A 25,073-nucleotide genomic window follows, 5' to 3' on the forward strand; every position below is an offset into this window, starting at 1 on the left:
GCCATCCGATGGGGCAGGCAGATAAATAGCAAGGACATGGACCGCTTCCGACGGGTCAGCACCACATGGCGATCCCGAGTGGAATCCGTACGAAATTGGGATGCGGACAGGTTGAAAGAAAGTCTGACCGATGGAGGAACCCTGTGGGTACTGACGCCAACATCGGACGCCTGGCCATCCCAGCTCAACGACCTCTCCCAACGATCTGACTGGGCTCCGCCCCTCTGCCTATGGGGCAGGGGCAATAAGGATGGTCTGATCAGCTGCAGCAAACCCGTGGCAGTCGTCGGCTCCAGGACCTGCGACCTTTATGGCAGCTACATCGCTCACGAAATTGGCAGACAGGCAGCGATCCAAGGCCACCTGGTGGTTTCCGGAGGGGCTATGGGAGCCGACGCACAAGCACACTGGGGCGCCCTAGCCGCCCGAGGAGAGGAATATACGAGCGATGCCGGATCGACCGTGGCTGTATTCGCAGGTGGATTGAAACGAATGGGGCCACTACGCAATCGAGAGCTCTTTCAAGCCATTGAACGACATGGCGGGGCCTTGATCAGTGAGATGCATCCGGAAACGATACCCGAAGGCCGCCGCTTCCTCCTCCGCAACAGAATCATCGCCGCCCTCGCCTCGACGATAGTGGTGGCCCAGGCCCGATATCGATCGGGGGCCCTCAACACGGCCACCTGGGGGGCAGAATTAGGGAGGGAGATCTATGCGGCTCCAGGTCGAATCGACACTCCGGAGAACACCGGATGCAACCGCCTGATCCACCAGGGCAAGGCAACCATTCTTATCTCGGCAACCGATATAAGCGGTATCTGCCATGCTCCGCATCAGTCAGGAACCTACCCCGTCGTTGGCTCTTTCCAATCGTCGGGCCTTGAGGATGATACCGGGACGGCGAAATCGAGAGAAGATACCTCAGACCAAATTGAAAAGTCGCTCCCCGAGCAGGAAATCGCCGTCAAACGGCAACCTATGAGCAAGAAGATCGGCAGTAAGTCCGACAAGGAACTTGAGCCCGGCAAAGGAAGCGAGGACGACTTACCGCCCCTGGAGGAAATACCTCCGGCACTGGAATACCTCACGGAGGCAGAGAACTGCCCTCATGTGGACCCGGAGGAGGTGATTCTGAAAGCGATACGAGCCTGCTGCAAAAAGGGCGAAGCTGCAACGGTTGATGCACTGATCAGAACGCTGGAAGGGAGTCGATTCTCCGGCATGGCTACTTCATCGCAGGTCGACACTGTCCAGTTGGTGCTACGCCATCTCGGACGGCTTGAGCTCGAAGGGAAAATCGAGACGGTCAACGGTTCAGCGCACCTGGTCAAGCAGGATCAGGCATCCCATTGACAGCGTTCGAGGTCAACCACCCATCCCGATTGACCGGCGTTCTCGTCATGCGCAGGTGGAATGAAGACAACCCCTTCGGATTCCAGCAGCTCCCTCTGTCGCTCAGGACCACCAAAGGCAAAGCCCGGAGCCAGGGAACCATCCTTGAAGACAACCCGATGACATGGAATCACACCCGGTTCGGGGTTGGAATGAAGGGCGAATCCAACAAATCTTGCATTTCTGGGTTTCCCCGTCAAAGCCGCTATCTGACCATACGTGGCGACCCTGCCAGCAGGTATGCGGCTGACAACCTGATAGACCATCTGCGAAAAGGACTGCTCTCGACCCATGCTTTTCATTGTCCGCGAACAAAGGGACAAGATCACATGCCCAAACCTCCTGGTGCTATCAAAGGGTTGTGAGAATATCGGCTTTATGAGTCCTGCGACAATCAAGAATCACTATGAGGCCATCATCGTAGGCGCCGGGGCCGCCGGCATGTCAGCAGCATTGAGCCTGTCCCGGTCACTGAAAAAGGACAATCAGGAAGGCGGGGAAAGCCCATCGATTCTCGTCATTTCAAAACTGCAACCTCTCCGGTCGCACACCGGATCGGCCGAGGGTGGCATCGCAGCCAGCCTGGGCAATGAGGAACAGGACGATTGGCACTGGCATTACTACGACACCATCAAGGGTGGTGATTGGCTCGCCGACCAGGACGCCGTAGAGGTATTGGCCCGAGAGGCCAAGAAGACGGTGACTCGCCTGGAACATGAGGGGGTGGCCTTCTCCCGGCGTGAAGACGGCCGTATCGCCCAGCGCAAGTTCGGCGGCCACACGTCAGAATTCGGCGGAAAACCGGTAAAAAGAGCAGCTTATGCCGCTGACCGCATCGGCCACCAGATCCTCCACTCGCTCTGGCAGCAGTGCGTACAGATGGGAGTGACTTTCGCCGAGGAATGGTACGTAACAGATCTGGTCCTGGACAAGTCCAAGACTGCGAACAAGAAGGCAAAAACCGAAAACGCCTCCGCAGAGGATGATGCTACAGGTACCACTCCAGCACAGCCTTGGGCCACGGCATGCGGTCTGGTGGTCCTGGACACCCATACCGGACAGACCCGTGCCATATCGTCCGACACCATTATGCTCTGCACCGGAGGCGCCGGCAGGCTCTTCCACACCACCTCAAACTCCTGGGACCTCACCGGGGATGGTATGGCGCTGGCCTTGAAGGCCGGACTGCAGCTTGAAGACATCGAATTCGTCCAGTTCCACCCCACCGGTCTCGGCCATACCGGATTCCTCCTATCCGAGGCATCCCGGGCAGAGGGTGGAATCCTCCGCAACTCGGAGGGCAGGGCCTTCATGCAGGACTATGCGCCTGAACACGGCGACCTGGCGGCCAGGGATGTGGTCAGCCGATCCATCATGGCCGAAATCGATGCGGGCCAAGGCGTAGCCGACCCCAGAGACCCCGATGGTCCACATGATTGCGTCTGGCTGGACATGAGGGAGATCGGCGAGGAGCGCATGAAGTCACTCCTCCCCCAGGTCTATGAAACCATCCGCAAGTATGCGAATCTGAACCCTGCCGTCGACCTGATTCCCGTCAAACCGACCGCCCACTACACCATGGGAGGCATCCCCATCACCACCCGGGGGCAGGTTTATCAATGGGAGGACGGCCAACGCCGTTCTGTCGAAGGCCTGTACGCTGCTGGCGAGTGTTCCTGCGTCAGCGTTCATGGTGCCAATCGACTCGGGGGCAACAGTCTCCTGGATGCCTGTCTCTTCGGCACCCGGGCAGGTGAAGCCATGGCCAGCCGTATCATCTCCGTTACATCCTCCCGTCAGGAGAACCAATCCCCAGACAAGAAAGAAGCATCCGATCACGCTCCAGATGACCGGATCACCCGCAACGAGACACTGATGAATCAGGCCTTGTCCAAGAGGCAATCGGCAATGGATCGCTTGCTGTCTTCATCGGAGCCTGAAAGCAGCAATGAAGGCTCCCCCGACATGGAATCGTCTGCTGACATCAACGCCTACCTGCTCATGCAGGAGCTGGGGCGAATCATGGAGAAGGCGGTGGCGGTCCGATGCGACCAGACCAGCATCGAGGAGGCCATGAGTCAGATCAACCACCTGCGCAGCAAGGCCCTTACTCTCAAATCACATAGTACCGAGGCGGCCTTCAACCAGGAGTTGACGGCGATAATGGAGGTCGACAACCTTCTGACTCTGTCCGACGCAGTCCTGATTGCGAGCGGCAATCGAAAGGAATCACGCGGAGCCCTCCTCCGCCAAGACCACCCGGAACGTGACGACGTACACTTCCTTTCGCACTCCATGGTCGATGGTGATGGCAACGTGGATTGGCAACCGGTTCACATCGTCGACATGCCTCCAAAGGGTAGGCAGTACTGACAGGGAACATCAGAACAGCATCATGATCAGTGTCCACCTCGGTACAGGACTGGATACGTTGCGGTCCTCCGCGTAGGCCGGAAACCAAGCTGAACCTGAGACCACACTTGAATCGAAATTAAGGCCGCCACTGTCCGATTGCAGACAAGGCAGGATCGAATCCAAAACCGGTTGTTTGGTCTTCCTGGATGCACGCCCTCTCAATTACGTTCATTTCGTTTGGATTAGAAGCAGATCTGCCTGGACGAGTGACCGATGACGGGTCGAGTCACTAGGATGAATGAGTGATTGATTCCCGAATGATGTACGGGACCATCAATGCGCACGATGAAACGGAGCCTGAACCTATGAAATTCGAAGGCGCTGAAGGGCAGAGCACACCCTCAATCGGAACATGCGGACAGACCGCAGACACCGGAAGCCTCGACTCTGGCAGCACCACAGACTCCAGTACAACCATCACCAGCGTCACCATACGCGTAGCCAGGTTCACGCCGCGGCAGGCCCGCCCGGGCCGCACGGCTTCCAACCCCTTCGCCGCCACCTCATCGCCTTTCGGCTCCAGACCAGGACGTCCGCGTGGAAAACGGTGGACTCAGGAGTACAAGGTGCACACCTCGCCTGAGCAAACAATCCTGGACTGCCTGTTGCAAATCAAACGTGAGCAGGACCCGACCCTGAACTTCCGCTACTCCTGTGGACATGGCATGTGCGGTTCGGATGCTGTCCTGGTCAATTCCACGCCCACGCTCCTCTGCACAGCCACCATCGGCGACCATGCCAAGGCGCCGGTTCAGGGAACAGACGAGGGAGCCGACTCCTCGCAAGGATTCCGTCGAACCGGACAAGCCAGGGATGCCCACCCCGAGCCGCGGCAGAATACAGAAGCTGTCCGTACAGGTTGGCTCGGAATCATAGAAATCAAGCCCCTTCCCGGCTTTACACCCCTACGCGACCTGATTGTCGACACCGACACCATGTTCGAGCAGATCCGCCGTTTCCATCCGTATCTACGCGACGGTGCGGGCCCCGAATCCGAAACGGAAAACCTGCAGACCCCGGCCCAGCTGTCCAAATTTGAGCTGCTCAGCAACTGCATCGCCTGCGGAATCTGCGAGGGGTCCTGCCCCGTCTATGCCGGTGGAGAGGCCTTCGCGGGCCCCGCCGCCCTGATCGCAGCCTCCCGCTTCATCAATGACTCGCGTGACCAGCACCGCCAGGAGCGCCTCGACGATATCAACCAGGAGGACGGAATCCTGGCCTGCGAATCCGTTCGCGCCTGCTCCCGTCAGTGCCCAAAGGGAATTGACGTCGGCGAAGAAATGTGGCGACTGGTCGAGGCAGTCAACCGCTGACCGGCCCCATGTCGCCATTTGTGAACACCAGACGTTAGAGTTATCACTATGGATAAGACCGCATACAGCAATCATGCCCAAGGGTGGGAGCTAGCCGAGAAGAGCACACTCAACAGCGAATCCGGAACACTGGCAGCCTTTCGCACCCGGGCTGAATCAGCAGGGTTCCCACAGTGCTCAGTGGCACAGGGCTCCTTCCTGCGATTCCTGGCAGGCAGAGCGGATGCCGCTTCCATCATCCTTCTGGGAACAGGTTCAGTGGTCGAAGCCATTCGTCTCATGGATGGTCTAAGCGGTCGGGGCCAGTTTACGGCTGTCGATTCCTCCCCCGAGGGTGCCTCGCTGATTCGTCAGACCTTCCAGGAGGAAGAGCGAAGGAACTCGGTTCTGCGTCTGCGCGCGGTCAATACCTCTGCGGGCACCTATTTTCCCCGGCTGAACCCTGCCGACTACGACCTGATTGTGGTTTCCGGGGATTGCCGGAATTACCAGGATGCCATAGACCACGCCCCCCGTCTGCTGAAGAGCAGCGGTCAGCTGGTCTTCACCGATGCCTTCGCCCTGGATGCAGAACCGAAAAAGGGCGGGATAATGAATCCGGCCAATCGCTCCGACAAGGCAGTTACGCTCCGAACCCTCATGGACACCCTGTCGCAGGAGGACCATCTCGAATCCTGCCTGATTCCTGTCGGTAATGGTATGGTTCTGGCCGCGAAGGACAAGCAGGCCTAGTTCCTTCCCGCACTTCTCATACGATGTAGGACCACATCCGAGGCTATGTCAACGCATGGTTTTCACGTATTGCTCCGGCTGTGTTTCTCATGACAGCAGCAGTCCTCCACAAGCTCCGTAGTCAGAGCGGCGATGACACCCTCTTAAGGCTGACGGTTCCGCAGTATGACCTGCACAGCCTCATCCGGATCGTCGGTACGGACCACCAGCCCCGGATCCAGATCCGAAATCATGCCACGGTCCCTGACAGTGGTCAGCAGCCAGTCAAAGAGGCCATCCCAGTACTTCTTGTCGAAGAGGACAATGGGCATGGTGTCCACCTTGTGGGTCTGCACCAGCGTCAGCACCTCAAACATCTCATCCAAGGTACCGAAGCCTCCCGGGCAGACGATGATACCGGACGAGTACTTCATGAACATCATCTTCCGCACGAAAAAGTAACGGAAGGTAATACCCAGATTGACCCACCGGTTGATTCCCTGCTCATGAGGAAGTTCGATTCCCAACCCTACCGATTTTCCACCGGCCAGGGCGGCACCCTTGTTGGCGGCCTCCATGATGCCCGGGCCACCACCGGTGATCACAGCCATGCCTCCCTTTGCCAGTCCGGCCCCCATCCGCTGAGCAGCTCGATAGTCAGGACCGCCCTCGTCGGTTCGGGCTGAACCGAAGATTGTGGCGGCCGGCCCCAGCTCGGCAAGAGCGCCAAACCCATCGACGAACTCGGCCTGAATACGCAGCACCCGCCATGGGTCCGTATGAAGCCAGTCCGTATCGGCATCCGCGGAGAGCAGGCTGGCGTTCGAATCACTTGACGGAATCATGGGGCCTCGCATGATGACCGGACCACTATGGTAGGTCCTCCCCATATCCTGCTCCTCTTCGAAAGCTTTGCCGCCCTTGTTCAGCATCTTCGCCTGTTCCCTCATGTTTTGGTCTTCCATCGTCGATCTCCCCATCTTCTGTACCTCTTCGTCCCAATTCACCTGCTGAAGTTGATTCTGCGTGGGTTCCAGACCCTCCCGGCCGCCAACATCCGGGTACCTGCCTCATATACTCCAGCAATATCATCCATCAGGAGCACGACTCAACCAGTCGAACACCCCACCTTACTTTAATGGACCAGACCATATCCGGTCCATTACGCTCGATCGGCGGTCAAAGGCGGGGACGAACACCCACTTAGCACAATGGAATATCCTATAATCGGCAGGTGCGCAGACGGTAATCCCCCTGACATGCCGCACAGCCAGGTCCCGCCCAAGAAACCCGCCAAAATACCAGCAGGGAGCAACCCATGGAATTTCAGCCCATGATCCATCCGAGGATTCATCGTACGCATCCCGACATTGACCAGCAGGACATCTTGGAGGTCTGGCGCAATGCCCTTGTTTCAGCACCGGTCATCAACAGCCAGGGAAGCCGAAAGGTCTGGCTGACCCTGGGCTTCGACGGGCAGGGAAGGCTGATGGAGCTGGCCTCCGTCAACGACGACGCCAGGCTCTGGATGGTCTTCCATGCCATGACTCCCCCTTCACGCAAAACCCTACGGGAGTTCCTCACGAGGGGAAGGGATTGATGGACACCAACGAAGGCAAGGACTGGAATACCCTGTCAGGAATCAGCGAAGAGGAACTGAACCTGCTGAGCCGACCCTTCCAGGATGGAACCTGGTCAGGCGAGTTGGGTCAGATTTGGACAGAACGCCCTCGTCTCCACCCCGGTTACCCCACCTCCTCGGACTGCATCTGCCACAAGGACTGATGGGCGAAATAGACAACAAGGCAACACCATGAGTCGAACCTCGATTCTCCCTATAAGGACCAGTCTGCGCTCTCGCCCTGCAAGCGAACCATCCGCGCAAACTCACCATCTGCAGCCATAAGCTCCTGCGGAGAACCCTGCTCGACCACACGCCCATGGTCAAGAACGACAATCTTGTCGGCCTGCTCAACAGTGCGCATCCGGTGGGCAATGACCATGACGGTCTTCTCCACCAGTAGTTGCGACAGGGCTTCCTGCACCTGCGTCTCGTTCTCCACATCCAGGGAGGCAGTGGCCTCGTCAAGCAGGACAATCGGGGCGTCCTTGAGAATGGCTCTGGCAATGGAGATTCGTTGCCGCTCACCTCCGGAAAGCCTGGAACCGTTTTCACCAATCATCGTCTCGTACCCCTGTGGCAGGCGTGAGACGAACTGGTCGCAGTTGGCGGCCCTGGCCGCAGCCAGCACCTCCTCGTCACTGGCACCGCACCGCCCCATTCGAATATTGCCCATGACCGTGTCGTCAAAGAGCATCACGTCCTGGAAAACCACGGCATAGTCTCGCAGGAGAACCTCCGGATCCACCTTGCTCACATCCACCCCTCCTACGGTGATGGAACCTGAAGCGGCATCCCAGAAACGAGCCGCCAACCGAGCGCAGGTTGATTTCCCTGATCCCGAGGGGCCAACCAGGGCCGTGATCTCCCCCTCTTTGGCAGTGAAACCGACATCTTCAAGAACCGGCTCACCTGCCGCCTTACCCGCAAGGCCAGGATAGGAGAAGGCAACATGGTTGAAGACGATATCGTGCCCTACGGGATGGAATTCCATACTCCCCTCAGCTACAGGTTCCTCGGTGATGGAGCGAATCCGTCGGGCCGAACCCTGGGACTGGAAGAGCTCCGAAACCAGCATCAGCGCCTGATCAAAGGGCGAGTAGATCCGTGAGACCATCAGGAGGAAAAGGAACATGACCATGAAGTCGATTCTGCCCTGAATGATCAATCCGGCAGCCACCAGGAAGGTCGTTGCTACACCCAACCTCAAAACCACCATGGCGGAGTTCATTATGAGACCATTGGTCATCTCGGTTCGGACCGTAGTGGCTTCGGTGTCGTCGATGGTCGAGAAGAGCCTCTCCAGATACCTGCCTTCCTGGTTGGTGGCGTGAATCTCCCGAACGCAGTCAAGCGCCTCCTGAATACCGTCGCTAACACGAATCTGGGCCTGTCTCGTACGCTGTGACGCAGCTTCGACGAATCGCCGAGTGGCAAAGATGATGGCGAAGGCCACCGGCACACTCCAGAAGGCAGCCAGATCAAGAGCCCAATTGATGGGCAGAAGGGCCAGGAAGACCAGGACGGATGAGACGACCGCACCGTAGAGCTGGCTCAGCGCATGGGCGTAGGCATGTTCCATGGTGGCTACATCACCCAGAATGGTATCGGTCAGATCAGCCAGGTCACGCCGCCCGAAAAAGGAGAGCGGCAGTTTGCGCAATCGCTCGGCAAGGTCGATCCGCTGGGTTCCGGTCTGACTGAAAACCGCACCGTAGGAATAACTGTACTGGAACCAGGAGGTGCCGAAGAGGATAAACGCAAAGACCAGGAGACCGGCCAGATAGGACAGGACTTTCGGCAGAGGCGCCCCTGCCGTCAGATGCTCAACAAAAGCGTTCATGACCAGCAGAAGGGAGGCCGTTCCCGCCATGATAATCAGATTGGTCAGTGTGGTCCACAGCGTTCCCAGAACTACGATCTTCATGCCTTGGTCGGACAGGGCATACTTCTTCTTGAATGAGGCGAACACTTATGCCTCACCTCCTTCCCTCTGGATGTCGGAATCATCGGTAGACAAGTCCGCAACGAACGGTCCTGTACCGGGAACGGTGTGCTCCTCATCCCCGGTGGAGTCTGCGGGATTTCGCCCCGCTTCACCGGCAGCCTTCGGAGAGTTGTCGACCTTCCAGGAGACCGCCCGTTCGTAATCAGACCAGATACGGGCATAGGTACCCTGCGCGTCAAGAAGCTGGCGATGAGTACCCTGCTCAACCAGGCGGCCCCCATCCAGCACCAGGATTCGATCGACATCAGCCACAGTCGATAGACGGTGGGCAATCATGAGCACGGTTCGCCGACGGTCTCCTTCGGCCCGGGTCAGCTTGGTCAGAGCCTTCTGTATCAAGACCTCGTTCTCGGGATCGGCAAAAGCAGTCGCCTCATCCAGGACCACAATGGGAGACTCCTTGAGAATTGCCCTGGCCAGGGCCACGCGCTGGACCTCTCCCCCGGAAAGGTAGATTCCACCTGAACCGAGCATGGTGTCAAGCCCATCGGGAAGCTTGTCAACGATGTCCATGCACTGAGCCGCTCTCAACGCGTCCATGACCTGCTCAGGAGTGGCGTCCGGTCTGGCTGCGCGAACGTTCTCCAGGAGGGTGGTCGAAAAGAGCCTGTTGGTCTGAAAGACAAAGGCGACCTGCCCCATCAGATCGTGTGGATCGATGGATCTGACATCAATACCACCCACAGCGACCCTGCCCGAATCCACATCCCAAAAACGCGGCAACAGACTGGCACAGGTCGATTTGCCGCCTCCTGAAGGGCCGACCAGGGCCACGGTTTCACCCTCCGGCACCTCGAAATCGATCCGCTCCAGTGCCGGGTGATCGGCACCCGGATAGGTATACGACACCTGATCCAAGGAAGCATCCGCAGACTTCGGATGTTCCGGTTCGGTAGACACCGCGAGGGGATCAATGCTGAGCACACCAGTGATTCTGTTCAAGGCGTCATCGGCCTTGCTGAAGGACTCGCTGGAGAACTGGAGACGGGTCATGGCAGTAGGAACCATACCCGAGAAGACTGCATAGAAAGCGAAATCAGTCAGGAATGAAGTGAAGTCACCCTGCCCAGAAGCCAGCAGGATGGCCACAGGAATCAGAAAGATCACGGTCCCGTTCAGGGCAGTCATCTGAATGGTCTGGGGCAGGTGGCAGACCTTCATGGAATAGGTCCTGGCTATTCGGCTGTAATGCTCGATGGCCTCATGGAACGCCTTGAAGGAGTACACCGTCTGTTGGAAGACCTTGACGACCGGAATACCGCGGACATATTCGGTCCCGGTCTTCGACATCCGCACCAGCGCATCCTGGTATTCCGTCATAAAGGACTGTCCCTGATCGTTCATCATCATGCGGATGCAGACCAGGGCAATCAGAATGGGGAAGAGGCAGGCCAGGCCCATACGCCAGTCGAAGACCAGCATCAGTATCGGCATGCCCAGAATCATGGCGAAGGATCCAGCCGCGTCGGGGAGGATATGGGCGAGAAGATTCTCGGTATCACCCGCCGAGCCATCAATGGTTCGGCGCAGCTCGCCGGAGGCATGGAGGTCGAAATACCCCAGAGGAAGGCTCAGCAAGTGGCCTATGGCCGCTTTTCGCATGTTGGATGCGCTCCGGAAAGCCGCCAGGTGCGCCATCAGCAGCCCTGCACAATACAGAATGACGGAAGCCGCCGCAAGCCCTAATCCTATCCATCCGTATGCGGCGATTCCCGTAGCTTGTGACCACCCCGGAGCAACAGCGAGAAGGTCCTTTACCGCCAACCATATGCAGATGTATGGCCCAAAACCGGCAATCGTGGAGAGGGCAGACAGGCAACAGCCGAGATAGGAGAACACCTTACGCGGTCCGGCGAAATCCAGCAATTGCATCAAGGAGCTACGCCCATGCGGTCTCTCACGGTCGGGCGCACCTCCCCCGCCCTGTGCCCTGCCTTCTACAGGATTCGGTTCGCTTCCCGAATCCGACTGGTCTGTGGTCATCTCTTTCCTCCTGATTTTCACCCAAAACCCTTGTCGTCCGCTGCCATCGAACGTAATCTGAGAAGCCACTGGTCGAAAGACCGTCACCGAGCGGCGGATGAATCCATAAAAGGTGGGGACGAAAGCGAAAGTCTGCCGAGATTGTCGTAAAAGCCGGCAGGATGAAACCAGGTGAGCAATGACAGACCACGCAATACGCTCCGAGTCCCGCGAGCTACAGACCCTGTACCGCCCCCAGGCGGAGCAACTCGGCATGAAACTCCATCGCCTATCGGCAAGACTGGTGGGGCGGGTCGATAACGACATTTGCCGAGGTAGGTTCCAAGCCAATCCGGCGGGTCCATATTGCCTGGTCATATGGCATGACATCACCTTCCTGCGCGAGGTGAACTTCAGCGAGTACTCCATGACCGATTACGCCTGCCTGACCATGGACGAGAGCCTGGCATCCAATGCCTGCCCTTATGGAGTGCAACCGTTTACGATGCAGGAAGGCAATATGGTTTCTCTGGTCCAACAGGCGGGATCAGTCACCTACCGCATACCGGCGGGCTCACGCTCGCTGACCCGGAGTATCTGCATCCTGCCCGAGTATTTCATGGAGCTGGAAAGCCAGTGGCCCGGCCAGGTCAAGGGACTCTTCGACACCTTCGTCCAACCCTGGCCGTCCGATATTGCCCTGGCAGCTTCAACCGCCCTGTCGACATTCGCCCCCGGAAGACCGGACCAGACGGAGTTCCTCATAAAAGCACACATCGACCTCCTCCTGGCAAGGCTGGCCCAAACTTCCTCCGCCTTGGCGCATGGCCACGAATCGTCACGCGACCAGGACCTGGTCCAACAGGTCAAAACCCACATCCAAACCCACCTGGGCGGCGACCTCTCCCTCGAACAGATAGCCCGGTCCCTGTATGTAGGACGAACACGTTTATGTCTCGCCTTCAGGAGTCAGACCGGCACAAGTCTGGCCAGGTACATCAGAGAGCGAAGAATGAACCGGGCCCGCCATCTCCTCTCGTCCACCGAGGAGGACGTTGCCTGGATTGGACGGCAGGTCGGATACGAGCGCCCCAGCTCATTCAGCGCGGCTTTCACCCGGGAAACCGGAGTTGCCCCGATCGTTTGGCGCGAGTTGAACAATCGCAGCAATTGAGCTCGCTGCAAGCGCTGCATCCGCTTGGCAGAGGGGAATCATCTCACGTTCCTCCTCCCTGTAGAGCAGGTTCATGTTGCTCTGCATGGAAACAAGGGGGCCATCCGTGGCCTGCCGCAACGAACTGGGCTTTCTCGAACTGCCAGGCGTACGTGGTGCTCGCTCCCAGATAGCGCGCATCTTTGCCCGCCTTCACCCGATCATGCCGGTCTCCATGATCTCTTCTTCTGCGCATAACAGCTGTGCTTATTAGTGCTTATCCGCGATAACCGAGCTCAGCCCCTGCCAGGTTCTCGCGCTTTTCAAAATGAGCGCACGGCCTGAGAAACTCGACCAAAATCTGGTCCGCTCCACTTCATCGACGATGGCTCCCTGGGTCGAGGGATCATCGCAATAGCAGACTTCACCTTTTGCGTTCGATACTTGAGTGCCACGGAATACGACCAAGTGTCCGCCTTTTGCACTTGGGGTTATTGGGAAGTTGCAGGACACGGAAACAATCGGAGTGATTTGGACTGCAGGTAGACTCTCCAAAAAACCAATCGATGCTTCCGGGAAAACCTCACCATCCAAGCCATAGGAACGTCCCAATTCAAGAAGACCCCGCAGTATCCACCCTTTCGCAGCATCATAGGCTCCGCTCTCAATCCCCTCAACCAACAAGGCATCAAGAGTCGGTACAGGAAGTCCTTCGTCATCCAGAATCGTCTGGATACATGCCAGACCGCAACAGTTGTCTTCCCACTCCAGTCGCGACAGCGTCGCTCCACCGGGCAAGACGATGTCCCGAAGCAGAGCATGTTGCGGATATCGATGAGACTCCAAAACCGTACCGGGTATGGTCACTTCGTACTCCTTTGCCAGGTCCCCTCTTCGCCCCACAAGCCTGGACCGAAATACAGCGTGCCAGTGCCAAACAGCTGCGAACAACATGTAGGCGTCTCTCATTACTTCACCAATTCAATATCATTATCGCCTGTTTCACGACAACTTGGCATAAAGACAAAAGTCTCACGGATCCGTGAAGCACCTTGTACTCCTACTAGCAAGACCAAGCGAGGCAGTGAGTTCAGAGACTGGTCGAATCGCAATCATGCGGAAGACACTTTAGAGCCCCTCCTCAGCTCAGTTCCCGGAAACCTCACTGAGCCAGACCCGGGCTGGACAGGTACACAACTCTTGCGATACTGAAGATATGACACGGAAGACCAGACCAACCGACAATGGTCACAGACTCCAATCGCAGGGTAAGGCTCAACCATGACAACATGTGACAGTCAGACCATGGACCGGGCGCTGGGGGCGCTGTCCGGCCTTTCGTTTGGCGACGCCCTGGGTATGCCCACCCAGAGCATGAGCGACCAGGACATCAAAACGACCTACGGGCGCATCTCGACCCTGCGCGATGCGGTGCACGAGCAACCCATCGCTCCTGACATGCCAGCCGGGTCAGTTACGGACGACACCGATCAGGCCTTCATCGTGGCTGACCTGCTCATCCAGGGCGAAGGCCATATCGACCCCCAGACCTTTGCTCAGAGCCTGCTGCGCTGGGAGGACAGCATGCGAGCCCGTGGATCCCACGACCTACTGGGCCCATCCACCAAGCTTGCCTTGGAGGAGGTACGGGCCGGAGCTGACATTGCGAGCACCGGCAAAACCGGCTGCACCAACGGTGCCGCCATGCGTGTAACACCCGTAGGCATCGCCACGCCAATCAAGGGCAACACGGACCGTTTCGCCCGGCACGTATACGAGTCCTGTCAGGTCACCCACGACACCCTCCCCGGCTTCCAGGGAGCGGCCCTGGTCGCTGCAGCCGTAAGCTACGGGATAGATGGAGCGGATACTCATCAGGCGCTCCAGTCGGCGCTCACCTCAGTGTCCGGCATGCAGGTTCCGGCAGCATGGAGCCCCAAGGCCAACGTGCTGACCCGTACACGAATCTCCATGGACCTTGCCCAGGCCAGCATGTCGATCAGCAACGAGGAGTTCGAGGACCGGCTACGCGCGGAGTGCGGCAGCTCCGTGGAAGCCAACGAGTCCGTGCCGGCGGCCTTCGCGCTGGCATGGAGGTTCGCGGAAAAGCCCACGGAAGCACTTCTTAGCGCAGCCAACCTGGGCGGTGATACGGATACCATTGCCGCCATGACCGGTGCCATGCTCGGGGCCTGCAACGGTGTCGGCGGTTTCCCCAAAGACCTCCTTGACCAGGTGGCATCCGTGTCCAAGCTCGACCTGGCACCCATTGCCAAGCGGCTGGTGAACCTGCGGAATCGCCAGGACAGGCGGGCACAGTAACCATGGGCAATGTCATATCCTTGGGTCAGATCGTGGTGGATACCACCCTGCGAGTGCCAAACGTTCCAGTCGCAGGCGAAGACATCTTCGCCTCCAGTTCCTCCCAGCTGGTGGGGGGTGGATACAACCTCCTCCACGCTGTACGGCAGATGGGACAGCAGGCCTGCTTCGCCGGACTTCTGGGAACCGGACCCAATGCCGCACTCATCCGTAAGACCTTGGAAGACGAGGACATCAAGCATATTGGCGCAACCTGCCTTGACTGCGACAACGGTTTCTCCATCGTTCTCACAGACAATCAGGCAGAACGCACCTTCATCTCCGTGCGCGGTGCCGAAGCGGAGGGCGACCCCGAAGCCTTCGACCAGGTAGACCCCGAGCCCGCGGACGTGGTGTATCTCAGCGGGTACACCTTGGTGCACCGTACTGCCCAGGCGCTGCTCCGATTTCTTCAATCCCACCCAGGCCCAAGGCGTTTCACAACGATTTTCGATGCCTCACCCGTGTTCGGGCAGGCCGAAGACAAGGCAGTGGTGCGAGCCCTGGTGGACTACTCCCCCATCTGGTCCTGCAACCTTCGAGAAGCGCCAATCATCGCACGGAAAATCGGTATGGAATGGCCTGACGATACAGACGGAGGGGAAGACGGCGACCCAGAGGCCTACCTGCGCCTGTCCCAAGCCCTTGGATCGACTCTGATTGTGCACGTCGGTCCCCATGGTGCCTGGCTCTGTCAGGACGACCAGGTCCGACACATACCCGGCTTCCCTGTCATTCCGGTGGACACCAATGGGGCAGGCGACTGCCATACTGGAGTTCTCTGTGCGCTACTGAGCAAGGGGGTGCCCCTGTCCGACGCAATCTCCTACGCCAATGCAGCCGCGGCCTTGTCCGTGACGAAAACCGGCCCGGCCACCTGCCCCACACCACAGGAAATCCAGGACTTCGCCAATACCAACATGACATCCGCCTGACAATCCGGCAACGAGCACCACACGAATAAGGAAGCAACATGAATGAGCGCAATGCACCAAGAGAAGGGACCGGCAAAGCCTCAGCCCTAAGCGTTGAGGCCCAAGGCATCGACACCATCGCCGAGTCCGAGCGCAAGGGCAAGCCCTCAAGCCTCTTCTGGCCCTGGTTCTCCGCCAACATCTCGGTGCTGGCCATGTCCTATGGAGCCTGGGCGCTGGGATTCGGCATCTCCTTCTGGCAGGCCACATTGACCACCATCGCAGGTGTCGTCATCTCCTTCCTGCTTGTTGGCATCATCTCCATTGCAGGCAAGCGCGGCAACGCTCCGACCATGGTCCTCACCCGGGCCATTTTCGGCGTGAAGGGCGCCAAGGTGCCGGCCGCCATGTCATGGATAGCGACACTGGGCTGGGAGATATCCCTGACGACCACGGCTGTACTGGCATCGTCTTCGACCGTCGAAAAGCTGGACTGGGGTTCAGGGGCAGGCCCCAAAATCATCTCAACCTTGGTAATCACCGGGCTGGTTGTGGTTGCGGGCATCTACGGATATGACCTGATCATGCGTCTTCAGCAGGTCATCACCATCGTCACCGCCATCGTGATTGCCGGCTTCTTCATCATCGGCTGGGGCAATATCGACTTCTCGGCAATCTCCTCCGCCCAATCCGGCTCACTGCCCGCCATGCTGGGCTGCTGCTTCTTCGTCATGACAGGCTTCGGCCTGGGGTGGGTCAACATCGCGGCAGACTACTCCCGGTACCTGCCGCATAGCGCCTCCAACACCGGAATCGTCGTCTGGACAACCTTCAGCGCATCCATCGCCAACATCTTCCTCATCGTCTACGGCCTGCTCCTCGCCATCTCCAACGGGGCCCTGTCCGAAAACGTAGGCAACGATCCCATCGGCGCCATGGCCAGTGTATTGCCCACCTGGTATCTGATCCCGTTCACCATCGTCTCGGTGCTGGGGCTGATGTCAGGGGCCATCATGGACAACTACTCCAACGGTCTGGCCCTGCTCTCCTTCGGCATCCGGCTCCCCCGGACACTTGCGGCAGCCATCACCGCCATACTCACCGTGATCGGCGTAGTCTACGTGACCTTCTTCTCCTCCACGTTCATCGGCCCCTTCCAAGGGTTCCTGATTACGCTCGGCGTACCCATGGCCGCCTGGGCAGGCATGTTCGTGGCCGATGTTCTGCTTCGCCGAAAGGACTATGACACCACCGATCTCTACCGGCCCGAAGGACGATACGGTTCCTGGAACATCACCGCTTTTGCCATCCTTGCCATCGCCACCTTCCTCGGATGGGGGCTGGTGGTGAATTCTGCGGCCAGCTGGCTCAACTGGCAGGGGTACCTCCTGGGCCCCATCGGAGGCAAGGACGGGACCTGGGCGGCAGCAAACCTGGGTGTCATCGTGGCCCTGGCTATCGGATTCCTGGGGACTCTCCTCTTCCAGAAGGGCGGCGTCCGCCGGCAGGAGAGCATCCGGGAGCCGGCCGAATCCACTAAAACCACCGACTGAAGCTGAAAACACAGAGGGATGTGTTCCGCACCCTCTGCGTGAAAGGAAACAGCCATGATCAATGACGACGAATGGCTGGTGGTCATTGACCGCCAGGAGGTATTCGCCCACAATGAGTGGTCCCGTTGGGCCTGCTCCGACGGCACCTACTATCAGACCGGCAAGAACTACACCCGCCTCGCCAAGGCATACGGCAACCGCGTTGCCTACACCAGATACATTGCGCCGCAACCGCCAAAAGGTGCCTGGGTGGAATACATGAAGGACTGGTCGGAATTTCTGGTAGCCCCCGATGATCCCATGTACGACCTCACACCAGAGACCGCTGAACTCGCCAAGGGGCATCCAATCGTCTCGCTCAGCACATACGGCAAGTGGGGGCCTGAATTGCAGGCGGCTGTCGATGAATCCCAGAGGATAGCCCTTTGTGGTGTTGCCACCGATGCCTGTGTGTTGCAGACAGCCTTGGCGGCTGCAGACCAAGGCGTTGCCGTTCGGTTGGCAGCCGATGCCTGCGCCGGATCTACGTTGGAGAATCACAAGCTGGCAATCGATACGATGGCTCTGTTCACACCGTTAATCACCATCACAGATACCGACTCGCTGCTGAGGGAGCGCCAAGCAGACTGACTCACGCGTTCCTTCATACGTCTGCAGGTTGGGCCTCCCCCTCGTAAGATGGGAAGGCCCAACCACACAACCTTACTGCACTGTCGCCATTCGTCTCATGCGAGCCAGCCAGATACTCGCTTCCTCTTGACTTGCCGCATAACTTGGAGATAACTGTTTTAGGCAAACTGCTCAGCTACAAGACCGTCCGACAACTTATGAGCCAAGCGCCTTTGGCACTTCCACCTATCTGCAACTCTGTTCCTCGCCTTTAGACTGTGATTTCTCACAACATATGACGAGACCCAAAGAGCTAGTACCGTCTGGATAGCAAATCAACCTAATCCACCTCACCCCTGCGACCGATTATCAGACAGCCATTGCTTTATCGAATAAATCAGGCAACGACTGTTCAACGGGAAACTCAAAGAACTTGGGCATCCTGTCCTTCAACAGTTTTCTAATATCTAGCTTTTTCCTTGAATCCCCTCTGTTATATTATGTCTCTCCAAGGCTCCAAACTGCAGCCCCTCAGTTTAGCTAATCAGAGCTCTTCAGCAGCAACTGAATTTGGTTGTTTGCTACTGATGTGGATTAATTTTGGACTATAACCCACTGTCCTCCACAGAAGGCAACTTAAATAGAACTGACACTCAGCTCTATTGCACTACTATTAGCGTATGGTCAGGAACAGTGAACTGCCTGAAATGGAGCCGTTCTCACAATTGATATCCGCATCTGTCAAGAGCTTAGCCACAAGAAGGCGGATGTCGAACGCTTATATAGCGGGGCAAATCAGCAAATCTCAGACCTACGTGTCTCTACGCATGAGAGGTCTTGACGCATGGGACACTCACGATCTGAATGAACTTGCGCTCCTCTTCGGTTACACAAACGGCTTCCATGTTATAGATGAAGCTCGCATACGGTCAGATTCCGACAAAGCAAACTGAACAGCAGACCCTGTTCGTCTACACTGTATCCGTCGAGAGACGAGTTTCAGACGCATACTCTTTTCGCTAAAGGTGTCCAACAGAGCAGTTACCACGATAGAGACGATATATGCGACAATCTATCATGTGCCCAGAAAGCAGAGATTCCCCTGGAACAAGTTCGTTGCCAATCACATAAACCATCTGGCAAATCAGGGGGGGGGGGGGGGGAGGACAAACAAAACCGACAGAGGGAGAGAGTACTCGAGAGATTTCCTGTGTGCAGACCCGTTGTTCGTGACTACAATCCTGGCCCTTGGGTGACATCGATACGTTGGACAAGTACTTCGGCTTCTCCCCAGCTCCTTTGCCCTACTCGATAAAGCCAGAGGTGCCCGTCGGAATAACGGAAATCCAGCCCCAATTCGTACAGAAAGCAAACGTGCATCATGAACTATAATCAAGCCGTGTCCAAAGCACTACAGGTACACAGAATCTCGGAGAACATGTCTTACAGTCAACTAGCTGAAAAGTCAGGTGTGAACATCCAGACTATCTACCGCATGTTTGGCGCAAAACGAGACATCAAAATTGAGCCTCTCTCCAAAATCGCACAAGCCATGCAGGTCCCTATGGCCCGCATCATAGAAGACGCGGAGAAGATAATGGAAGCGCAACAGTAATCCCCCAGACTGAAGTCGCGCCTCGTTAACTTGAGCTAGCTTATCTTCTACCGCCAGCACTAGGACGTTTAAAACCCGGAACCATTTGCGGAAGTTAAAACCCCGACCGCCCGAACGAAGAAGATGCAGTCTCAGCTACCGAGATCAGCGCGCTGTCCGGCAATACGCTAATCCATGTAGTCACCTCTGCAAACTGTCTCAGAGCACGCCATATCACCAGGTCGCTCTAGCTTTTTGAGGTAGTTAATCTGCTCGTTTTAAACAAATCACTTTCCTGAATCACCACAGAGATAGAGCAGACGTTACTTCAAGTTCAATCCAAGCCATACTTTTTACGCTACTCCTCATGGAGGTATACTCAAAGTCATGGGGAACGGTAAGCGTCAATCCAACGATCGACTCACCGCATACATGAGAGACACCATGATAGCCAAAGGCGTCACTCAAATTGATATGGCTATTGCTTCAAATCATGCACAGTCTTATATTGCGAAACACTTGTCAGGTACAGACACCTGGCGACTGGATGACGTGGAGGCCATTGCCCCGCTATTTGGCTATCCGAATGCTCTTTCTTTCATGGCTGCTGCACTGTGTTACTAAGGATATCCCGCAGGCAGGGGCCTCCACGTTTATATTCACTGGTATCTTGGTTTCTTTCAAAGCAGGCGGTTGCACTACATACACTTCCATAAGTGCGATCATATCCAGATATGTAATTGAGAGTTTTATAGTCATTGTTTTCTCAATCTTCCAAACACTACTACGTGATTGTGGATGAAAGAGAGACTCACTGTCAATCTGAGTCCTACGCCGTCCAGGGAATTAAATCTCATCCATCTGCTACTAGCAAGATGCTGCTCAGTTCAGGCCTCAACTGATAGCTTATAACCATCAAATAGCATGTAGTCCCGCGTGACGCCCTTGGTGAGAAGCTAAGGCACTCATCATCCATAACAATAGCGCCCTCAGTTTCACGGACATTTAGCCTCCTACCCATCCGGTGTTAACTACCCTGCTTCAATTTGCAAGCAATGCTCATACTGCCCTCATAACCAGGAGATCCAGCTCTCTGCCGGGTAGCTTCAAAGTCGTGGAAGCACGCACCCTTCTCCCAGCGGCACTCTCAATACCGCGGACTCTGTTTTCACTGCGCCGCCTCTTGCAACTCCAAATGCAATACAAATGAATGGGCACCTGGTCGGGCCATCAAACTGTCAACGTCTTGGAGCTCTTCCTTCCAATAGCATCTAATTGCTAACTATCAGCAGTTCATATCTGCCCTTCAACTTCGGCAGTAATGTATACGTCATGAACTTTAACCAAGCAACAGCTAAGGCTCTTCATGCCGCTAGAGTAGTCAGCGGTCTTACATATGACGAGCTAGCAAAGAAAACAGGAATGAACATACAAACCATCTATCGCGTGTTTGGAGCTAAGGGAGAGATAAAAGTAACCCAGGTTGCATCGCTAGGGCAAGCCATGGACCTCACTCCTTCTCAAATCATGGAGGACGCACAACGCATCTTAGAGCGTACCAACGTTCAGAACTAGCCGGAATATCCGAACTTCGCAGGAAGTATCGCCAACACACAGTTTCTCTCAGCTAGCACTTGCACGAAGGATGCGGGATTCAGCGACAGCAAGCCAGTAGCACTATCCTGCCGGAAGCCGACACCGGAGGAGTTGATACGCCCTCCCTATTTTGTTAAAGGGCCAACTTATCACGCAATTCACTGCAGTTCGAGAAAACCCTGAGCAGGAACTTTGCACCGAGGTAAAGAAATAAACTCAAAGCTGCTTGTCGTCTAGATCAGTACCCCTGTCAACACTGACCCGTGGTCTTACCTATACCCATATCTGCCGTTTTCTCAGTTCTAAAACTCGATTCAATAACGGATAAAGAAAGACGGAGCTCAACCATCCCGGTCGAAACAGACCATCCCATGTCCAATTGCTGATCCAGCTCACCGTTGCAGGCCTCACCTATATCACAGACAAGTCAAATAGCGGTTAGAACTGACAGAGATTAACCGGCCTACTCTCGCGTAGGCTTTTAGGCGCTACGACCATTTTCGCGAGCGCATATTGCGCGTTACTGTTGTCGAGCATAAATCTCGATTGCCCTGGCGACTAAACGCGGAAACACTCTCACCAGGAAGGACAATTAATACCGGCTAACTGCGATTACCCCAACAGCCAGACTTTGCTTTGAGTCTTTCAGGAAGCAGCTGACAAAGTACTCCTGACCGCGACCCGTGACTTTGGGAGTCTTTTTGACCGTGATACGCCCGTCGGAATGAACCACCGTTGTCTCCTTCACGGTGAACAGTCCGAGATTCATGGCCTTCTGAGTAGGCATGTTCCTCGCGCCGCCAGTTTTCATCAGATACCCCTTATCTCGCATCCACGCAAAAAGACGTATAGCTCCAATATCCACACCATTCCCCTTGAGCATCTTTGCTAAAGGATGTCCGCGCAGCATCAGCGAATAACACTTTCGGCCGCTGAGCGGCTATCTTCCGATCTGCCTTTGCCTGACTTCTTGCTCCTCTTTCAACGTCTTGCCCAAAAGACTCAGATAGTCCGGAGATAGCAGAATACCTTCAATCACTTCAGGTGCTTCGAAAGCGCTTTCGCGCCGATAAAGCGTCAATATCTCATGCGCCACCCAACGCCGGAACTCTCTAGATTGCAGCTTGTCTGACCTGAGCAGAATCTTGTACAACCCGGACTCGTTGACCATATTGACCGGCTCGCTGCAGTTCGACCCTAACCTGGCGTTAATGTTGAACTTGGTTACCTCATCAGCATTCAGGTATTGCACCATTTGACTCGGTTTGAATAGACCAAGAGCGCCACACACGTCCTTGAGATTCCACCAGGCCTCACCAGTCCTAAGCATGAGCACTCTAACCTGTTGACCTTTGAAATTACAAGACAGTATAATGTTATTTGACGTTGAGTTCTTATCTACTTTTTGTCACTCGCCAAAGTTGCATCTGCGGTTTATAACTTAAATTGGGTGGCGCGAGCAGGCAGAACTAATAGGATTCTGCTACTCATGCCATCTTGTTTAGCAGCAATAGGTGACTGCAACGACGCAAAGAAGTTTGGGGTGCCTTGCAAGTTTGCCGACCGATTGAGTTTGACCGAGTTATCAGACAAACGGTTAGACAATAAATATCGTGATGTGCCCTGTAATTCGAAGGTGACGGCAACCACACACTCTTGAACCGCCAAAGCCGCACGAATCTCTACACTTACCAACCGGCTAAAGGCTCTGATGCTCATAACCTCAGCATGACTCTTATTATCACCAAATGCGAGTCATAGGATAGGAGTTTATTTTTTAACCCTCACATGAGTGCAAAACTCGTCACCAATCAGATATCATGGAAAACCATGGGAAAGCAAAGGATAGGAATGAGCGACTTTGGACTGCAAATAAGCAAGTCCATAAGGGCCGGTATGGGCATACGCAGGATGTCCGGACGAGCCCTCGGGTTGCAGATAAACAGAAGCTACTCGTATGTGCAAGCTAGGGTCAACGACGAAAAGGAATGGGCATTATCTGACATTGAACGCATTTGCGATGCCTGGGACATCACACCGAATCAACTCATTAATCAATATTGATTCCACTCTTACCCATTGCCCGAGCCGGCGGGTTGACTTGCCTCATCGGTAAGCGCCCTAAGTCCTTTCTTACCGACCGTGCCACAGAGTAAGACCTTTTAGGGGTTTAACGATATCCGAGGCGAACGCATCACACATTCTCGTAACCACATGAGCTTCATTAACGGCGTACACCACCCAACAGAAGACCGCCCAAGCAGCTGCCAACGCGCCCTAAAATGCATGCCGGCAACATCTATAGTGGAGACATATTCCAGCATGATATGCATGAGCAGCTGGGAGTCTACTCGCGTCCGATCAACAAGTTCAAGCAGATCACCAATGAGGAAGCAGACTACACTATCAGCTCCTCAACCAGTAGACCACTAGTCCGCACACAGGGCCATGTCTGCGGTTTTTAGAGAAAACTTCTGTCGCACAAATATCCGACAAAACCGGTTGTCGGCACAGGAAACGTCAGAACCGACCTCGCCGTCACATAGGTGAAGCAAAGCGGAAAGTTCGCGCAGTCCTTCACCTAGCTTCAGCCAATCCAAATCACCCCGACAACCCACTGTCGGCATGACACTGCTCCTACCGAACCAGATCGAGTAGAGTCCCTCCGTTAGAGAGGCCGAACTCTGGAGCCATGCAATGCGGTTATTAATACGCCAGCAGAAAGCGTCACGTGATTTCCCCATAGCTTCCACAAACTGTTTATTGAAAACGTCTGCTCGTTTTGACTATATCTTGATAGTCATAGAGATTGCAGGTTCGCTATGTTTATGATACTCACTTTTGCCGTATCTTCGTTTCTGTTAAGACAAATAGCTGAAGTTTCAATACGTTTATCAAACGCACATTCGTTTTATTGGAGTGATTCACTATAGGGTATAAGACTTGTCGAAAACCGTATATGCGGTACTATGGCGTTATGTCTAGAAAACAGAAGTTCCCCGGGACCAGCAGCGTCTCCAAAGTAACCGCAGAGTATATCAATCAGCTAGCCAAAGCAAAAGGAGTGACGCAAACCGATCTAGGCAGAATGCTGGGCAGATCGCAGTCCTATGTGCAAACGCGCTGCTCAGGGCTTCAATCATGGTCTGTAGATGATGTTGATGCCCTTGCCAAGTACTTCGGCCTGCCCAATGGGTTTGCCCTGCTGGATATGGCGCGCGGTCTTCCTAAGAATGATGGGCAAAGATAACGGCATCCTCGCGGATTGCCCATCATGCAGTTCTTTCATCGCCGTTAATGATGTATTGCCGTTAAGTAGCGCACGCTCCGTGCAACACAGTTTCATCACTACGTGGGCGCCTACGGCTGCATACAATTCAATTCCTTGTCTACGTGTCTCTTGCGTTCTGCGCCTAATCCGACGCACCGATTACAGAATCCGTGTAGACTACATAGCAAGCACCTCCTTAGGGTGTCTTTGTTGAAGGGGAGCCGATCACTTGCAGGTGGGTGGCTTCCCTTTTTCTTGTCCTAGTCAGGCGTTTCCATCTTCATCGAGGGGTCGTTTCGATAAGACGCCATGTTGCTTCTTCGTTCCCTGTTCGAACACATGTTCGACTAAGTTAAAGATACTGTGAGACACGAATTGTGTCAATTTGGGTATAGCGGTGCCAGAGGGGGCTGGTCGCATTTCAAGAGACTGCGGTTGTTCACCGAGAGGAGCTCCTTAATCTGTCCGTCTGCGAGGCGGATTAGTTGATTTGTTCCAACAACCATACACGACACTCCCGATATGCGGAAACGTTACATCCGTTGGAATCACTGGTATTCGACCCCTCGAACTATCCGCCTGGACCGTTGCAACGAC

At 55.7% G+C, this 25,073-nt stretch carries 22 protein-coding genes; 15 read left to right on the plus strand and 7 right to left on the minus strand.

What is annotated here, in order from left to right:
• Positions 1-36 precede the first annotated feature (36 nt).
• Complete coding sequence (locus tag H3V08_RS03565) at positions 37-1,356, plus strand: DNA-processing protein DprA (RefSeq protein ID WP_232340107.1); 1,320 nt, start codon at positions 37-39, stop codon at positions 1,354-1,356.
• Here H3V08_RS03565 and H3V08_RS03570 read toward each other — a convergent pair.
• On the minus strand, positions 1,341-1,688 hold the full coding sequence (locus tag H3V08_RS03570) for an MGMT family protein (RefSeq protein ID WP_033498526.1): 348 nt from the start codon (positions 1,686-1,688) through the stop codon (positions 1,341-1,343). The genes H3V08_RS03565 and H3V08_RS03570 overlap by 16 nt on opposite strands.
• Positions 1,689-1,773: 85 nt before the next feature.
• Between H3V08_RS03570 and H3V08_RS03575 the strand changes: the two genes are divergently transcribed.
• From H3V08_RS03575 to H3V08_RS03585, 3 genes are all read left to right on the plus strand, one after another.
• Positions 1,774-3,768, plus strand: a complete 1,995-nt coding sequence (locus tag H3V08_RS03575) for an FAD-binding protein (RefSeq protein ID WP_198181612.1) — start codon at positions 1,774-1,776, stop codon at positions 3,766-3,768.
• A 347-nt stretch (positions 3,769-4,115) separates the two neighbouring features.
• Positions 4,116-5,123 (plus strand): succinate dehydrogenase/fumarate reductase iron-sulfur subunit, encoded by a 1,008-nt coding sequence (locus H3V08_RS03580; protein ID WP_198181613.1) that lies wholly within the window; start codon positions 4,116-4,118, stop codon positions 5,121-5,123.
• Between the two features lie 48 nt (positions 5,124-5,171).
• The gene (locus tag H3V08_RS03585) at positions 5,172-5,855 is read left to right on the plus strand and encodes an O-methyltransferase (protein WP_033498525.1); all 684 of its coding nucleotides are present in this window, start codon (positions 5,172-5,174) and stop codon (positions 5,853-5,855) included.
• Between the two features lie 143 nt (positions 5,856-5,998).
• Here the strand turns inward: H3V08_RS03585 and H3V08_RS03590 are convergent, their stop codons facing one another.
• Positions 5,999-6,766, minus strand: a complete 768-nt coding sequence (locus H3V08_RS03590; RefSeq protein ID WP_232340331.1) for a TIGR00730 family Rossman fold protein — start codon at positions 6,764-6,766, stop codon at positions 5,999-6,001.
• Positions 6,767-7,152: 386 nt separating this feature from the next.
• Between H3V08_RS03590 and H3V08_RS03595 the strand changes: the two genes are divergently transcribed.
• Positions 7,153-7,434, plus strand: coding sequence for a hypothetical protein (locus tag H3V08_RS03595; protein ID WP_052115188.1), 282 nt, complete (start codon positions 7,153-7,155; stop codon positions 7,432-7,434).
• Positions 7,434-7,619 (plus strand): hypothetical protein, encoded by a 186-nt coding sequence (locus H3V08_RS03600; RefSeq protein WP_198181615.1) that lies wholly within the window; start codon positions 7,434-7,436, stop codon positions 7,617-7,619. Before H3V08_RS03595 ends, H3V08_RS03600 begins: the two co-directional genes overlap by 1 nt.
• A 50-nt stretch (positions 7,620-7,669) precedes the next feature.
• Here H3V08_RS03600 and H3V08_RS03605 read toward each other — a convergent pair whose 3' ends face one another.
• Both H3V08_RS03605 and H3V08_RS03610 read right to left on the minus strand, forming a co-directional pair.
• Complete coding sequence (locus tag H3V08_RS03605; RefSeq protein ID WP_198181616.1) at positions 7,670-9,427, minus strand: ABC transporter ATP-binding protein; 1,758 nt, start codon at positions 9,425-9,427, stop codon at positions 7,670-7,672.
• Positions 9,428-11,446, minus strand: coding sequence for an ABC transporter ATP-binding protein (locus H3V08_RS03610; protein ID WP_198181617.1), 2,019 nt, complete (start codon positions 11,444-11,446; stop codon positions 9,428-9,430).
• A 178-nt stretch (positions 11,447-11,624) separates the two neighbouring features.
• On the opposite strand from H3V08_RS03610, the gene H3V08_RS03615 reads away from it, so the two are divergent.
• Positions 11,625-12,599: a helix-turn-helix domain-containing protein gene (locus H3V08_RS03615; RefSeq protein WP_198181618.1), complete on the plus strand. Its 975-nt coding sequence runs from the start codon at positions 11,625-11,627 to the stop codon at positions 12,597-12,599.
• 249 nt (positions 12,600-12,848) lie between these two features.
• Here H3V08_RS03615 and H3V08_RS03620 read toward each other — a convergent pair whose 3' ends face one another.
• Positions 12,849-13,445: a hypothetical protein gene (locus H3V08_RS03620; RefSeq protein ID WP_198181619.1), complete on the minus strand. Its 597-nt coding sequence runs from the start codon at positions 13,443-13,445 to the stop codon at positions 12,849-12,851.
• Positions 13,446-13,859: 414 nt separating this feature from the next.
• On the opposite strand from H3V08_RS03620, the gene H3V08_RS03625 reads away from it, so the two are divergent.
• From H3V08_RS03625 to H3V08_RS03655, 7 genes are all read left to right on the plus strand, one after another.
• Entirely contained in the window at positions 13,860-14,900 is a 1,041-nt protein-coding gene (locus H3V08_RS03625) for an ADP-ribosylglycohydrolase family protein (protein WP_198181620.1), read from the plus strand.
• 2 nt (positions 14,901-14,902) lie between these two features.
• Positions 14,903-15,874 carry a PfkB family carbohydrate kinase gene (locus H3V08_RS03630; RefSeq protein ID WP_198181621.1) on the plus strand — a complete coding sequence of 324 codons (972 nt, stop codon included), beginning with the start codon at positions 14,903-14,905 and terminating at the stop codon, positions 15,872-15,874.
• 38 nt (positions 15,875-15,912) lie between these two features.
• Positions 15,913-17,406: a purine-cytosine permease family protein gene (locus H3V08_RS03635; RefSeq protein ID WP_198181622.1), complete on the plus strand. Its 1,494-nt coding sequence runs from the start codon at positions 15,913-15,915 to the stop codon at positions 17,404-17,406.
• Positions 17,407-17,460: 54 nt separating this feature from the next.
• Positions 17,461-18,036 carry a cysteine hydrolase gene (locus H3V08_RS03640; protein WP_198181623.1) on the plus strand — a complete coding sequence of 192 codons (576 nt, stop codon included), beginning with the start codon at positions 17,461-17,463 and terminating at the stop codon, positions 18,034-18,036.
• Positions 18,037-19,396: 1,360 nt separating this feature from the next.
• Entirely contained in the window at positions 19,397-19,630 is a 234-nt protein-coding gene (locus H3V08_RS03645) for a helix-turn-helix domain-containing protein (protein ID WP_269748703.1), read from the plus strand.
• Between the two features lie 366 nt (positions 19,631-19,996).
• Positions 19,997-20,233 carry a helix-turn-helix domain-containing protein gene (locus tag H3V08_RS03650; RefSeq protein WP_198181625.1) on the plus strand — a complete coding sequence of 79 codons (237 nt, stop codon included), beginning with the start codon at positions 19,997-19,999 and terminating at the stop codon, positions 20,231-20,233.
• 708 nt (positions 20,234-20,941) lie between these two features.
• Positions 20,942-21,184 (plus strand): helix-turn-helix domain-containing protein, encoded by a 243-nt coding sequence (locus tag H3V08_RS03655; RefSeq protein WP_198181626.1) that lies wholly within the window; start codon positions 20,942-20,944, stop codon positions 21,182-21,184.
• 613 nt (positions 21,185-21,797) lie between these two features.
• Here the strand turns inward: H3V08_RS03655 and H3V08_RS03660 are convergent.
• Positions 21,798-22,115, minus strand: coding sequence for a phage antirepressor KilAC domain-containing protein (locus H3V08_RS03660; protein ID WP_198181627.1), 318 nt, complete (start codon positions 22,113-22,115; stop codon positions 21,798-21,800).
• Between the two features lie 30 nt (positions 22,116-22,145).
• Entirely contained in the window at positions 22,146-22,535 is a 390-nt protein-coding gene (locus tag H3V08_RS03665; protein ID WP_198181628.1) for a BRO-N domain-containing protein, read from the minus strand.
• A 1,647-nt stretch (positions 22,536-24,182) separates the two neighbouring features.
• Here H3V08_RS03665 and H3V08_RS03670 point away from each other — a divergent pair.
• Positions 24,183-24,455, plus strand: a complete 273-nt coding sequence (locus H3V08_RS03670; RefSeq protein WP_198181629.1) for a helix-turn-helix domain-containing protein — start codon at positions 24,183-24,185, stop codon at positions 24,453-24,455.
• Positions 24,456-25,073: the final 618 nt, after the last annotated feature.

This window comes from Bifidobacterium sp. M0307 (assembly GCF_016100445.1).
Taxonomy (GTDB): domain Bacteria; phylum Actinomycetota; class Actinomycetes; order Actinomycetales; family Bifidobacteriaceae; genus Bombiscardovia; species Bombiscardovia coryneformis.

Excerpts from the sequence above, each read along its gene's own strand:
- H3V08_RS03655 (WP_198181626.1), top strand. The coding sequence starts at position 20,942 with ATGAACTTTAACCAAGCAACAGCTAAGGCTCTTCATGCCGCTAGAGTA.
- H3V08_RS03615 (WP_198181618.1), top strand. The coding sequence starts at position 11,625 with ATGACAGACCACGCAATACGCTCCGAGTCCCGCGAGCTACAGACCCTG.
- H3V08_RS03660 (WP_198181627.1), bottom strand. The coding sequence starts at position 22,115 with ATGCTGCGCGGACATCCTTTAGCAAAGATGCTCAAGGGGAATGGTGTG.
- H3V08_RS03575 (WP_198181612.1), top strand. The coding sequence starts at position 1,774 with ATGAGTCCTGCGACAATCAAGAATCACTATGAGGCCATCATCGTAGGC.
- H3V08_RS03570 (WP_033498526.1), bottom strand. The coding sequence starts at position 1,688 with ATGGGTCGAGAGCAGTCCTTTTCGCAGATGGTCTATCAGGTTGTCAGC.
- H3V08_RS03665 (WP_198181628.1), bottom strand. The coding sequence starts at position 22,535 with ATGCTTAGGACTGGTGAGGCCTGGTGGAATCTCAAGGACGTGTGTGGC.
- H3V08_RS03640 (WP_198181623.1), top strand. The coding sequence starts at position 17,461 with ATGATCAATGACGACGAATGGCTGGTGGTCATTGACCGCCAGGAGGTA.
- H3V08_RS03645 (WP_269748703.1), top strand. The coding sequence starts at position 19,397 with ATGAACTATAATCAAGCCGTGTCCAAAGCACTACAGGTACACAGAATC.
- H3V08_RS03610 (WP_198181617.1), bottom strand. The coding sequence starts at position 11,446 with ATGACCACAGACCAGTCGGATTCGGGAAGCGAACCGAATCCTGTAGAA.
- H3V08_RS03630 (WP_198181621.1), top strand. The coding sequence starts at position 14,903 with ATGGGCAATGTCATATCCTTGGGTCAGATCGTGGTGGATACCACCCTG.
- H3V08_RS03580 (WP_198181613.1), top strand. The coding sequence starts at position 4,116 with ATGAAATTCGAAGGCGCTGAAGGGCAGAGCACACCCTCAATCGGAACA.
- H3V08_RS03585 (WP_033498525.1), top strand. The coding sequence starts at position 5,172 with ATGGATAAGACCGCATACAGCAATCATGCCCAAGGGTGGGAGCTAGCC.
- H3V08_RS03635 (WP_198181622.1), top strand. The coding sequence starts at position 15,913 with ATGAATGAGCGCAATGCACCAAGAGAAGGGACCGGCAAAGCCTCAGCC.
- H3V08_RS03600 (WP_198181615.1), top strand. The coding sequence starts at position 7,434 with ATGGACACCAACGAAGGCAAGGACTGGAATACCCTGTCAGGAATCAGC.
- H3V08_RS03650 (WP_198181625.1), top strand. The coding sequence starts at position 19,997 with ATGGGGAACGGTAAGCGTCAATCCAACGATCGACTCACCGCATACATG.
- H3V08_RS03670 (WP_198181629.1), top strand. The coding sequence starts at position 24,183 with ATGTCTAGAAAACAGAAGTTCCCCGGGACCAGCAGCGTCTCCAAAGTA.
- H3V08_RS03595 (WP_052115188.1), top strand. The coding sequence starts at position 7,153 with ATGGAATTTCAGCCCATGATCCATCCGAGGATTCATCGTACGCATCCC.
- H3V08_RS03590 (WP_232340331.1), bottom strand. The coding sequence starts at position 6,766 with ATGCTGAACAAGGGCGGCAAAGCTTTCGAAGAGGAGCAGGATATGGGG.
- H3V08_RS03625 (WP_198181620.1), top strand. The coding sequence starts at position 13,860 with ATGACAACATGTGACAGTCAGACCATGGACCGGGCGCTGGGGGCGCTG.
- H3V08_RS03565 (WP_232340107.1), top strand. The coding sequence starts at position 37 with ATGGACCGCTTCCGACGGGTCAGCACCACATGGCGATCCCGAGTGGAA.